This is a genomic window from Brevibacillus antibioticus, assembly GCF_005217615.1.
GTDB lineage: Bacteria > Bacillota > Bacilli > Brevibacillales > Brevibacillaceae > Brevibacillus > Brevibacillus antibioticus.
On sequence record NZ_SZNK01000001.1, the window covers coordinates 1946130 to 1958750 of the forward strand.

A 12621-nucleotide genomic window follows, 5' to 3' on the forward strand; every position below is an offset into this window, starting at 1 on the left:
TTCTATTCTAAGTCCTTCTACCAACAAAAAACCGCCTACACATTTGGCGGTTTCGCGTAGAGCTTCGTTTTTAGCCTGCTGATGTGGTCTCGGCAAACTGACTGTTGTATAAATCAGCATAAAACCCATCTTGCTTCATCAACTCGTCATGTGTTCCTTGTTCAATGATCGTTCCCTTGTTCATGACGAGGATTAGGTCTGCATTTCTGATCGTAGATAGTCGATGGGCGATCACGAAGCTGGTGCGCCCATTCATTAGCTCATTCATCGCTTCCTGGATATGCACCTCGGTACGTGTGTCGACGCTGCTTGTTGCTTCATCCAAAATCAGAATCGTAGGGTCTGCCAAGATAGCACGAGCGATGGTCAATAACTGTTTTTGTCCTTGGGAGATATTGGTTGCCTCTTCATTTAATACCGTCTTGTATCCTTCTGGTAACGTGCGAATAAAGTGATCGGCACGAGCCGCCTTCGCTGCGCGAATAATATCCGTATCAGAAGCCTCAGGTTGTGCATACGCCAAATTATCATGGATGGTTCCGTTAAACAGCCACGTATCTTGCAGAACCATGCCGAACAGGGAGCGAAGATCGCTTCGTTTCATGCGTGTAATATCGACGTCATCGATCAAAATCACTCCGCCATTGAGCTCGTAAAAGCGCATAAGTAAATTAATCATGGTCGTCTTACCCGCACCCGTTGGACCCACGATCGCAATCTTTTGTCCAGGTTTCACTACGAGATTGATGTCTTGCATCAGCAAATGCCCTTCTTTATAACCAAACTTGACATGCTGAAATTCGACTTTGCCTTTAGGCGCTGCGATCGTGACTGGCTCTATGCTTTCAGGTACTTCCTCTTCTTCATCCAAAACCTCAAAGACCCGCTCCGCTGAAGCGATCGTCGACTGAATCAGGTTGGCGATGTTCGCTGTTTGTGCAATTGGCATCGTGAACTGACGAGTATATTGGATAAAGGCCTGGATATCCCCGATTTCAATGGAACCGTTCGTAGCGAGAATCCCGCCGACAATGCTGACGAGCACGTAGCCGATATTTCCGATGAAGCTCATAACCGGCATGATAATCCCTGATATAAATTGCGCCCTCCATCCGGCTTCGTAGAGCTTCGCATTGATTTGATCAAATGTTTGCTGTGACTTCTTCTCATATCCGAATGCCTTTACAACCTGATGCCCCGTAAACATTTCTTCTACATGCCCATTCAATTCACCAAGCGCGCTCTGCTGACCGATGAAATGCTTTTGTGACTTCGAGGCGATCTGTTTCGTGGCAATGGCACTGAGCGGCAATGTCAAAATCAGAATGAGCGTCAATAATGGGCTAATCGTCAGCATCATAATGATGACACCAATGATCGTCACGATGGAAGTGATGAGCTGTGTCAGGCTTTGCTGGAGCGTGTTGCTGATATTATCTATGTCGTTCGTGACACGACTCAAAATATCCCCATGCATTTTCGAATCAAAGTATTTCAGCGGAAGACGGGACAATTTCTCATTTACCTGCTTACGCATGTCATAGACGATCTTCTGCGATACTCCTGCCATCACATATTGCTGCAAATAGCTGAACAGCGCACTGATGACATACAAGACGATCAAAAGGAGCAGGATATTTGCGATATATGCAAAGTCAAAAGCGAATTCCTTTTGCTGTCCCTGCATGAGCCCGATCATGCCTGCGAAAAGGCTTGTCGTCGCCTTTCCCATCAGCTTGGGACTGACAATAGCAAAGATCGTACTCAAAATCGCAGCCAGAAACACAATGATCAGCTGTCCACGGCGTGGCCGAAAGTAGCCGATCAAGCGCTTGAGTGTACCTTTAAAGTCCTTTGCCTTCGCTCCTGGCATCGCCATTCCCATCGGACCACTCATGTGGCCGCTACCTCTTGGCGCTTGATTACCTCCTCGCGGCTCTCTCATGCGATCTCCTCCTCTGTTAGTTGAGATCGAACGATTTCCTGATAGACTTCGCAGTTTTGCATAAGCTCATGATGTGTTCCCATACCCGCAACCGAGCCTTCATCCAGCACGATAATCTGTTCTGCGTCCATCACAGTGCTAACCCGCTGAGCCACGATGATTAACGTGGATTGGTTCTTCTCGATCTCCTCTTTTAATGCGGCTCGCAATAACGCATCTGTTTTGAAATCCAACGCAGAAAAGCTATCATCAAACATGTAAATGGACGGCTGACGGACAATTGCCCGTGCAATCGATAACCGTTGTTTTTGTCCACCCGACACATTCGTGCCGCCTTGGGAAATGTGTGCCTCGTATCCGCCATTCATACTCGCAATAAAATCGCCTGCCTGCGCAATTTTTGCAGCATGCTCGATTTCGGCATCTGTCGCGTCTTCTTTACCGAAGCGAATATTGTCGGCGATTGAGCCTGAAAAAAGCAGCACTTTTTGCGGGACATAGCCAATATTTGCCCGTAATTGCTCTAGAGGCAAGTGACGTATGTCAACGCCATCAACCCGAATGGCTCCGGAAGTCACATCGTAGAATCTCTCAACTAGATTAAGTATCGTCGATTTACCGGAGCCTGTCCCTCCGATAATCGCGGTGGTCTGCCCCGGACGAGCTGTAAAGGTGATCGAAGACAGAGCAGGGTTTTCAGCGCCTGGGTAAGTGAACGTGACGTTTTCGAGCTCCACGAGACCATTCGTTTGCTTTGTCGTTTTCACACTAGCTTCCGGTCGATCGAAAATGGTCGAATTTACATCCAACACTTCATTAATCCGTACAGCGGATGCCGACGCCCTGGGAACCATCACGAAAATCATGGATAACATGACTAAGGAAAACATAATTTGTGTCGCATATTGAATAAAGGCCATGAGATCCCCGACCTGCAAATCCATATTGCTGATCCGGATGCCGCCATACCATAGAATGGCAACAGCGGACAGATTAAAAGTCAGCATCATAATTGGCATCAAGGCAGCCATGATTCGGTTTACTTTAACAGCGGTGTCCATCAAGTCGGTATTCGCTTCCGTAAAGCGGTTTTGTTCTTTTTCAATCCGGTTGAAGGAACGAATGACCCGTATCCCTGTCAAACCTTCTCGGACGACGAGATTCAGCTTATCGAGTTTTTTCTGTATGGCCTTGAAGAGAGGCAATCCTTTGCGAGCGATCAAGAAGATGGCTAAAGCTAAAATGGGTACGGCTACAGCAAGGACAATTGTCAGCTTGGCATCTTTTGATAACGCCATGATGATTCCTCCGATACACATCATCGGGGCTGCCACCATAATGCGCAAAATCATGATTAAAACTTGCTGCACTTGATTAATATCGTTAGTCGTCCTCGTGATTAGTGAAGCGGTTCCGATTTGATCTATTTCTTGCATGGAAAAATGTTCAACCTGTTTGAACACCCGTGCGCGTAGCTTCCGCCCAAAGCCTGTGGCAACCTGGGAAGAAAAGTAGCTGGCACCGATGGAACAGAAACCGCCGCCTGCCGCAACAAATAACATAATGCCACCAATTTTCCAGATATATTGGGTATCTCCGTGCACAATCCCAATGTCAACAATATCGGCCATCAATGTGGGCAAGTACAAATCCGATAACGATTGGACGAAAACAAGTGCCAATACGATAGCGATTGGCCATTTGTATGACTTCAAGTACCGGAACAGCCTCATCATATGGTTGCATCCTCCTTTCCTTCCTCTTCCATACTACAATTCCAATTGGGATGAAGTTGTATTCGTAAAAAAAACGACCCTTTATCTGGATCGTTTCGAGGTTTGTTCCTATTCATGCACGAACACAACAGGCAGCTTCTCTTTACATAAGCCGCACGTTCATTCGATCGATCAGCTCAATGTTGTTAATGCTTCTCGCGTAAATGGTTGTAGTTCTTCGGTGTTGCCCTTACGAATTTTTGATACCCAAGCTGGATCACTCAGTAGCGCACGTCCAACTGCCACAAGATCAAACTCTTCCTGCTCGATCCGTTCAATCAGATTATCAATGTTAGCTGGCTGACTACCCTTGCCCTCGGTGAATAGACTCGTGAACTCAGAGTCCAATCCAACAGATCCAACGATGATGGTTGGTTTACCCGTCAGTTTTCGAGTCCAGCCTGCCAAGTTTAGATCAGAGCCTTCAAACTCCGGTTCCCAGAAACGTCGGGTGGAAGCATGGAAGATATCCACGCCGGCTTCGGACAGAGGAGTAAGGAAAAGCTGCAATTCCTCAGGCGTCTTTGCCAGTTTGAATTGATAATCGAACGGTTTCCATTGGGAAAATCGGAAAATAATTGGGAAGTCAGGACCGACTGCGTCCCGTACTGCCTTAATCACGTCTACAGCAAATTTTGTTCGGCCTACGAGATCACCGCCATATTCATCTGTACGCTTGTTGGTCACTTTCCAGAAGAACTGGTCAATCAGGTAGCCATGTGCTCCGTGAATTTCCACTGCGTCAAAGCCAATATTCTTAGCTTGAAACGCGGCTTGTGCGTAAGCCCGAATGAGATCGTTGATTTCTTCGATGCTAAGTGGTTCTGAAACCTTTTCACCAGTAAGACTTAGACCAGAAGGACCGATTGGTTCGGCATCTGATTCTGGGAATTTCTCCTTTTGGCGCGCCATCCCGGTATGCCAAATCTGCGGAGCAATTTTCCCGCCCGCCTCATGTACTTCTCGAACAACACGTGCCCATCCGTCCAGTGCTTCCTCTCCATAGAAATGTGGGATATTCTGGTCTGAACCAGCAGCTGGATGCTCGATTAGCGTTCCTTCTGTGATGATTAAGCCCACCTCGTTCTCTGCGCGTCGACGGTAATATTCAGCTACATTCGGCCCTGGAATCCCTTTCGGTGAAAAACTGCGGGTCATGGGTGCCATAACAAAACGATTTTCAAGTTTCAGCCCTTTGTATTCAAACGGGTTGAATAATGCTGCTACAGATTTTGATGAATTCATGTGATTCCCTCTTTCTTTTTACAATTTTTTATGCTCATTTTTCCTTACCAATCTTGAGCGGTAGGTCTAACCATCACATTATATGATGATTTATTAATGCTAAACCTTTGACCCCCCCACTCCTTTACTAACTTTTGTGAGTAGAGCTTTCTATTGTTTTTAAATGCATGCGCACGCATAGAATTTACCATCATCCTTTTTCACCTGTCAACCGATAAAGTGTAACGGCGATCCTTACACGAAAAAAGCCGCTATTCCCGATAGTTAGGAAATAGTGGCCTTTTTGCAATTACTTCTTTTGCACTAATAATTGTAATGCTTCATCAAATTTTCCATCTGAAAAAGCAGATTGGAGAATTTCATTCATCGTCACGAGGTATCTCTGGAGTTTTTCTTCACCTAATTCGGTTAGCTGAGTATAAACGCCTCTACGGTCGTCTTCACATACATTCCTCTGTAGGGCTCTGCAGTTTTTTGCCTCAAGTCTTCCAACCAGCCTTGATATCGCACTTTGACTTAATCCAACCCGTTCCTGTAATTGTTGTAACCTCAGTGTTTTATTACTTTCTTTCGATAAAAAGTAAAGGACGTAAAACTCTTTTAAAGAAAGATTGTAATTTTCTTGTAAAGCTTTTTCAAGCATATTGGAGATACGTTCAGTAATGTGAGTAAGAGACAACCAATCGTTTATAAGTTCATTAGTAGGGTCGGTTTTCAAAGTAAATTCCACCTGTTCTAGACTATATATCATGCTAATTCGTTTCATTATAATACATAATGGTATCACGCTCCAAACTCTCGTCACGAATACTTCTTTCGCCAAAACAAAAAAGCCCTCACTTTCCGCGAGGGCTGTGAAAAATGAAAGCGAAAATCGAGGCTCATTTAACTCGTTCAAGTATCGCCAATTGGTGATGATACTTCTTCTTAGTCTTCGATTTCTCCATCACGTTCGGTTACCGCAAAGTTGTAATTAATAGAGCGTGTAAATGGTTCGCCATCCTCATTGATGCCGGTTACGTCAAAGGAGAGATTATAAACGCCTGGCTTCGTCGGCACAGTAAAATTGCCAGTAAGCTCATCTTCTTTTACGGCAAACTTCACTTCATCAAGGACGCTTGCTTTTTCGCCGTTCAGTGAACGAGTCAGGTTTGCTTTTTCCAGTAACGATTGATCAATTTCGTTTTTGCCAAGGTCGACAGAAATCTTCGCTTTGTCTCCTTTCTTGAATACCTTTTTGCTCGCTTTTACTTTCGCTTCTTCTCCGCCATCCACGGAACCAACCATGAAAAAGGCGTCGTCAGAGCCCTCCAGTTCAAGTTTCCATTCGCCTGCTTCTGGCTCCTCTACTTCAATGAAGTGGTGAACAGCATCTTGGAATATCCCGGGTTCATCCTCCAATTTGCCTTTTTTACTGCGGTCCACTTCATACTTTTTGCCAGACGGACTGATTAAGGTCACAATGGTGTCTTCCGACGAGGTCATCGTATCAAGATTCAGCTTATCGATTCCGCTCTCCAGGAAAAATGTTTCGGAGACGTTGTCCTCCACTTCGCCGCCTCGGAGAATGACGGAGCTCTCTTCCACAGTGGCTTCTTTCGATTTGTCTTCGCTCACTTTATTTGCACGTTCTTTCATGGATGCCTTTTGCAATTTTGGCTGGACCAGATCCCATGTTTGCGAGGCTTTCGCTATTTGACCGTGGGAAATGTCTTTTGTAAAGCTCTTGATCCCATACGGCAAACCAAAGGCAGACTCAACGGAAACAGCGCCATCATCTTCACCGGGAAGAACCGCATGAGCAAACCAGGTAGCACTAAACATGCCATCATCCCCTGTTCCGGCAGCCATGTATGTCTTGGTTGAATGAATTTCGGTACGTTTGTCAGTCTGGGAACGGAAGTTGGCCATATATGATGTTTGCAGGGAATACACCGCATCGTCTTTTTTGCCAAGAATATCAGCAAGCCATCCTGCCCAATTGCTGTAAGCTAAGTCAGCCAATTCTGAACCTTTGTTTGGCGTGGAAAGCTGGTGAACAACATTGACATACGGATGTGCACCATAGTGGACGAGTGCTGTCTGTGTATCGATACCACCTTTGGAATGTGCAATGATATTGATTTTGGAGACACCGTAATAATCTGCGACCTTTTTAATGACTTCGGCGAGCTTGGCTCCGTTTGTCCACATGTTGCCACCAGTACCATCCGCATCCTTCAACTGTACAAAGGCAGTACGATACCCGGCGTTATAGGCTGCATCATAAAATCCGTCTGTTGTATACCAGGTATTGTAGGTGGAGTGCAAACCTTGGACAAACAGGATCACGGGCTTGTCTTTGGATGCATTGGGAGGAACCGCACCTGTGTACCAGTCACCAAAATGACCGCTTGGATTGTCGTCATGCAAAACCGGAGCTGGAGCTGCTGCACTTGCGGCTTGCGGGTAGACCAGCGCCGTTGATAATGTAACGGCCGCTAGCAAACGAGATAGTGCTTTCTTCTGATTCATGAAAAGAACACCAACCTTCACCTTAGGATTTATTGTTGCCGTGCACAATCGTTAAGATTGTGCACGGATTGCAACTGTCCGTTCTACATTCAATGTGTCTTGAATGATCGCTAGGATCGGATTCATTTGGTGATGAATGAAGAAATGCCCACCAGGCATTGGAAAGAATTTGCATTCTCGCCCGCAATAGTCTCGCCACGCCACTATATCTTGGAATTCAATAGAATCTTCTTTCCCAAACAAAACCGTCATGTTGACAGGGATTTGCTGAGGCAGCTCGTTATTCATTTCGTAAGTTTGCACGGCTTGGAAATCAGCGCGAATCGTAGGCAAAAATAGCTCCAAAATCTCCTGATTATCCAAAACTTCATGGGGCGTGCCTCCAACTGTACGTAATGATTCGATGAACTCGTTATGCGGCAGGTTGTATGTTTTCTCAAGTTTGTGATACGCATGTGGCACGCGGGATGCAGACAGGAACAAGTGCTGGGGCAGTGGCTCTCCATTCTGCAACAGCTTTCGCGTCAGTTCAAACGCGATTAATCCTCCCATGCTGTGTCCAAAAAAAGCAAAAGGTTCTTTCTCGAGCTCTGGTGAGATCCGTTTGTATACATCCTCCAAGACCTCATAAAACGAGGTGAAAAGAACCATGCCATCGCTCTGTAATGTAGGCCGTACCTCGAATGGATCAATTTCCAATAACGCTGGCGACAATCCCCGCTTCCAACCGTAATAGATAGTGGGAAGCCCACCTGCGTACGGAAAGCAGAACAATTTCATCTCTTTTCCCGCCCTTTCTTTACGTCATTACCTCGACATTTTTCTATGAAAAATGTCCTGATGCAAACCTTTTAAATCCTTCATGACTACTTGAGCAGCAAACTGATTGGTAGTCGCGCATACGGACAATTTGTAGCCTGGATCGATCTCATACTGATGAAACGACCAAGCATCGCGGGAATCATTTTGCGATATCGTAATCGATTGGTCTGGTTTTTTTCTAATGGCGAATGATTGCAACGGGATAGACAACCCCATGCCTCTCGCTTTTATATAACTCTCCTTCAAAGTCCAAAGGTCGTAGAAATACGAAACCTGATTTGCCGGATGTTTTGCCAAGAGATCCTCTACTTCGATTGATGCAAAATAATGAGTGGCAATATCCAAATCAATCGGACATATTTGCTCCACATCAATCCCCACCTGCGAGTCATGGGTAGCGCAGACTACCCATTCTCCGGAATGCGAGACATTAAAGCAGAAGTTGGGAAATGTCTTCAAAAAAGGTTTTCCGTATGCATTGTAGTCATACTCGATTTCGTCATTGGAAATCGAGTATGCTTCACAAATAAGAGAGCGTACGAGCACGTCCGCGAGCAACGTCCGATAGGAATCAGCCGGATTTCTGAAACGGTTGACCCGTTCCCGCTTTTCTTCGGGTAGTGCTAGCAAAAATCGGTTGAACAACTCTTTCTCCATGACAGCAGGACACTTCAAAGCGTAAATGGCAATCATGTAGCACTCACCCTCCTTTCTGTCAACTCAAGACTACTGACTTGTTCTGCTCGATCCTTTCGCTGCTGCACTTCATACAATTTGGCATACGTGCCGTTGTACTGCATTAACTCAACGTGGCGACCTTGCTCGATGACCTTTCCTTGATCCATCACGTAAATCACATCGGCATCCTCTACAGTCGACAGGCGATGAGCGATGACGAGTACCGTTTTATCTTTCATGAGTGCAGTTAATGCTTGCTGCACCCAATATTCCGATTCTGCATCCAAAGCGGAGGTTGCTTCATCCAGCAGAAGGATCGGTGCATTTTTCAGGATGGCTCTGGCAATGGCAATTCGCTGACGCTGTCCGCCAGATAGCTTGGCACCGCGTTCTCCTGTTTTGGTCTGGTAGCCGTCTGACAGTTCCATAATAAAATCATGCGCGTACGCTGCTTTGCTTGCCTTGATGACATCCTCTTCCGAAGCATCCAGGCATCCGTAGCGGATATTGTCCTCGATGGTTCCTTCAAACAAAAAGGCATCCTGAGGCACGTATGAGATCAAGCTTCTAATTTGTGCAAGAGAATAAGCTCCCATGGGTTTGCCCAATAAATACAGAGATCCGCTCGTAGGTGGGTAATACCCTAACAGAAGTTTCATGACCGTGCTTTTTCCACTTCCACTCGTTCCGACTAGCCCAGCCATTTGGCCTTGCTCGACTCGTAATGAAACCCCATCCAGCACATTTGCAGCTTCGTTGTATCCGAAAACGACCTGCTCCAACTTCAGCATGCTTTCGCAATGCTCGTGTTTGTCGGAGCTCGTTTGATACTCTTCCGGCTCGAGAGGTTCATTCAGAAAATCGACGACCCGAGAAGCGCCTGCTAGCGAGCCCTGCAACGCTGTGATGACTTGGCCAAGCTGGAGAAATGCCAATGTCACAAGCATCTGTTGTTGAACCAGGGCGACCAGCACGCCCAACCCAATTATTTGTTTGGAAACCATCATGATTCCAAAAACAAGCATTCCTCCAAAGCTTAAGAATTGGATGAAAAAATTGGTCCCTTCCAATAATCCGTGTTTATGCCCTTGCTTGATGGCAGACAAAGCTACTTCTTCGTTTGCTTCCTTGTAACGTGCGGTCACAACGTTATGTAAATGAAACATTTTGATGATGGGCAACCCAGACAAAAAATCGTTTAATCTTTCTGTCCCTACCCCCATCTGCTGCTGCATTCGGTCTCCAATACGCCTGACTGACTTGGCAAACAGCGTATTCACATAAAGAGTCAATGTGCTTACGAGCAATAGGGCGACGGCAATTTTCCAATCCATCGCAAACATTCCTATGATCGTGCCGATCAGCGACAGCAGGATGATGCTTAACGTTTTCAATTGCTCAGCGTACGCATTTTCCATGAGGACAACATCGTTGCCCAGTCTCGACATCGTATCTCCCGAATGGTGCTGCTCATAATAATCGAAAGGCAGCTTACTCAAGCGTTGATAGACTTGCAGCCGAATGTTGGCAACGAGCTCGCGAACGCATCGTCGATAGATATAGCTAAAAAATGGAGACAGGATACTCAGCAAGAGGAACATCACAGCCATAGTGGCAATCGCTTTGGTTAATAAAGCAGGGTCTTTTGTGTTCGCAAAATCCGTCAGATCCTTGAACACGAAAGGCAAGGATACCAATACAGCTGCTTGACCGATTCCGTCACCCACGAGTCCCAATATATACGCTCGCTTTTTCGATTTCATAAACGACAGCAGTTGAAGTAGTTCCCGCATCAAATTCTGGATGAACATGCCTATACCCCCCCTGCAGCCAGCGAGCTGTGCGCCTCTGTGGCAAACTGTTTTTGGTACAATCTGCTGTAAACGCCGCCTTGGGCAAGCAAATCGTAGTGTGTACCTCGTTCAACAATTTGTCCTTGCTCCAAAACAAGCACTTCATCCGCGCCTTTTATCGTCGACAGTCGATGAGCAATGACAAGAACAGTCCGATTTTTCATCACATTTTCCAACGCTTCCTGGACCAAAGCTTCCGATTCTGTATCTAGAGCAGACGTTGGTTCATCCAGCAGCAGAATCGGGGCGTCCTTCAAAATCGCTCGGGCAATCGCGATGCGCTGTTTCTGTCCTCCAGATAAACGAGAGCCTCGTTCCCCCACTTTTGTTTGATATCCTTGCGACAGCTCCATGATGAAGTCATGCGCATTGGCCGCTTTTGCCGCTGCGATAATCTCGTCTTGTGTCGCATGAATGCGTCCATACGAGATATTTTCCGCTATAGACACGGGGAATAGAGTCGTATCCTGAGAAACCATGGAAAGATTACTCCGCATGTCCACCATATTCCAATTCGTCAAGGAATGCCCAAAAACATTTACTCTTCCGTTGCCCGGTTCCATTTGATAAAACCCGCACAGCAACTTCATGATGGTGCTCTTTCCACTTCCGCTGGCCCCTACTAACGCAACGGTCTTGTTCCGATGTAGCGTAAAGCTAACGTTATCAAGAATCCTTGCCTGATCGTAGGCAAACGTAACGTTCTCAAACTGTACAGGAATCTCCTCTGTTTCAATTGGGATCGCAGGCTGATCATTTTGTTCCACTGGCTGTGAAAAAATTTCTTTCAACCGTTTTGCTGCACCTGAAGTCTCTTGTACTTGGGCAAACAACACGGGTGCGAGTGAAAGTGGTTCGATAATAAAGTGAAGCAAATAGCTGAAGATGACCAAGCTGCCCAGATCCAATTCTCCCGCCTGAATCAAGTATCCGCCATATGCGACAAAAAACAGGATTGGGGAGGTAAACAATAAAATCCCTGGTGCTGTCATCCACGCGCGTTTCTTCTCTGCCTGGAACGCATTTTTCAATACCTGCTTCATACCCGCATGGTATTTACGATACAGGACGCCTTCCAATTGAAAAGCTTTGACCATGTGAATCCCGGAGAGCGTATCCTGCGCGATGGCGTTCGTTTGACCCAGATGGTCCTGCATTTGCTCCGAATATTTTTGAAGCGGTCTACTCATCCACCCTGTGATAGCGATGGCGAAGGGAAGGATTGCGACGCTGAAGATGATTAACTTCCAATTAATCGTCAACAACAGTCCAAGAGCCCCGACAAAAACAACTGGCAAATAAAAAAGCTGGAAAAAATGCTTTTGCAAAAAGCTTTGCAAAATTTGAGCATCCGTTGTTAAACGAGAAACGAGATCGCCGGAATGATATTTATCCATGGTGGACATGGGGACTTTTTCGAGATGAGATGCCATGCTGTTTTTCAAATCTCTCATAGCTTTCGAACTGAATCTAGCTGCCGAATACGTGATGAAATATTTCGAGAAAAAACCGACAATGGTCAGACAAAAAATGATGAGAGCAATACTGACCAGCTTATCGAAATTGTTCGTATGTTCGACCATGGTTTTGATCAGGATGCCCAGCCAAATGTCTGCCACAGCCACAAGAAGCGAGGCAATGATGCAAATCATGACCCAACCTCGATAAGGCTTTACATATGAGAGTACCCAGCCAAACACGGGTTCTTTCTTTTTGTGCTGAGCTTGCTTGGTAAAAATCATTTGCTGCTCCTCTCCAAGGATGTAATGGATGAACTCCCCTTGGAAAA

The 12621-nt window shown here is 46.0% G+C and carries 9 protein-coding genes; all 9 read right to left on the reverse strand.

From position 1 onward, the window contains the following. Positions 1–70: 70 nt before the first annotated feature. A complete protein-coding gene (locus E8L90_RS08855; RefSeq protein ID WP_137029030.1) occupies positions 71–1945 on the reverse strand; it encodes an ABC transporter ATP-binding protein in 1875 nt (624 codons plus the stop codon). Continuing rightward, a complete protein-coding gene (locus E8L90_RS08860) occupies positions 1942–3681 on the reverse strand; it encodes an ABC transporter ATP-binding protein (protein WP_137029032.1) in 1740 nt (579 codons plus the stop codon). The genes E8L90_RS08855 and E8L90_RS08860 overlap by 4 nt, the downstream gene beginning before the upstream one ends. Positions 3682–3852: 171 nt before the next feature. Continuing rightward, positions 3853–4965 (reverse strand): NADH:flavin oxidoreductase, encoded by a 1113-nt coding sequence (locus E8L90_RS08865; RefSeq protein WP_137029033.1) that lies wholly within the window; start codon positions 4963–4965, stop codon positions 3853–3855. Between the two features lie 289 nt (positions 4966–5254). After that, complete coding sequence (locus E8L90_RS08870) at positions 5255–5683, reverse strand: MarR family winged helix-turn-helix transcriptional regulator (protein WP_137029035.1); 429 nt, start codon at positions 5681–5683, stop codon at positions 5255–5257. Positions 5684–5892: 209 nt separating this feature from the next. Further along, the gene (locus tag E8L90_RS08875; protein ID WP_137029037.1) at positions 5893–7479 is read right to left on the reverse strand and encodes a lipase family protein; all 1587 of its coding nucleotides are present in this window, start codon (positions 7477–7479) and stop codon (positions 5893–5895) included. Positions 7480–7530: 51 nt separating this feature from the next. After that, positions 7531–8259: a thioesterase II family protein gene (locus E8L90_RS08880; RefSeq protein WP_137029039.1), complete on the reverse strand. Its 729-nt coding sequence runs from the start codon at positions 8257–8259 to the stop codon at positions 7531–7533. Between the two features lie 27 nt (positions 8260–8286). Continuing rightward, positions 8287–8994: a 4'-phosphopantetheinyl transferase family protein gene (locus E8L90_RS08885; protein WP_137029041.1), complete on the reverse strand. Its 708-nt coding sequence runs from the start codon at positions 8992–8994 to the stop codon at positions 8287–8289. After that, complete coding sequence (locus E8L90_RS08890) at positions 8991–10790, reverse strand: ABC transporter ATP-binding protein (protein WP_137029043.1); 1800 nt, start codon at positions 10788–10790, stop codon at positions 8991–8993. The genes E8L90_RS08885 and E8L90_RS08890 overlap by 4 nt, the downstream gene beginning before the upstream one ends. Positions 10791–10792: 2 nt before the next feature. Then, positions 10793–12574, reverse strand: coding sequence for an ABC transporter ATP-binding protein (locus E8L90_RS08895; RefSeq protein ID WP_137029045.1), 1782 nt, complete (start codon positions 12572–12574; stop codon positions 10793–10795). Positions 12575–12621: the final 47 nt, after the last annotated feature.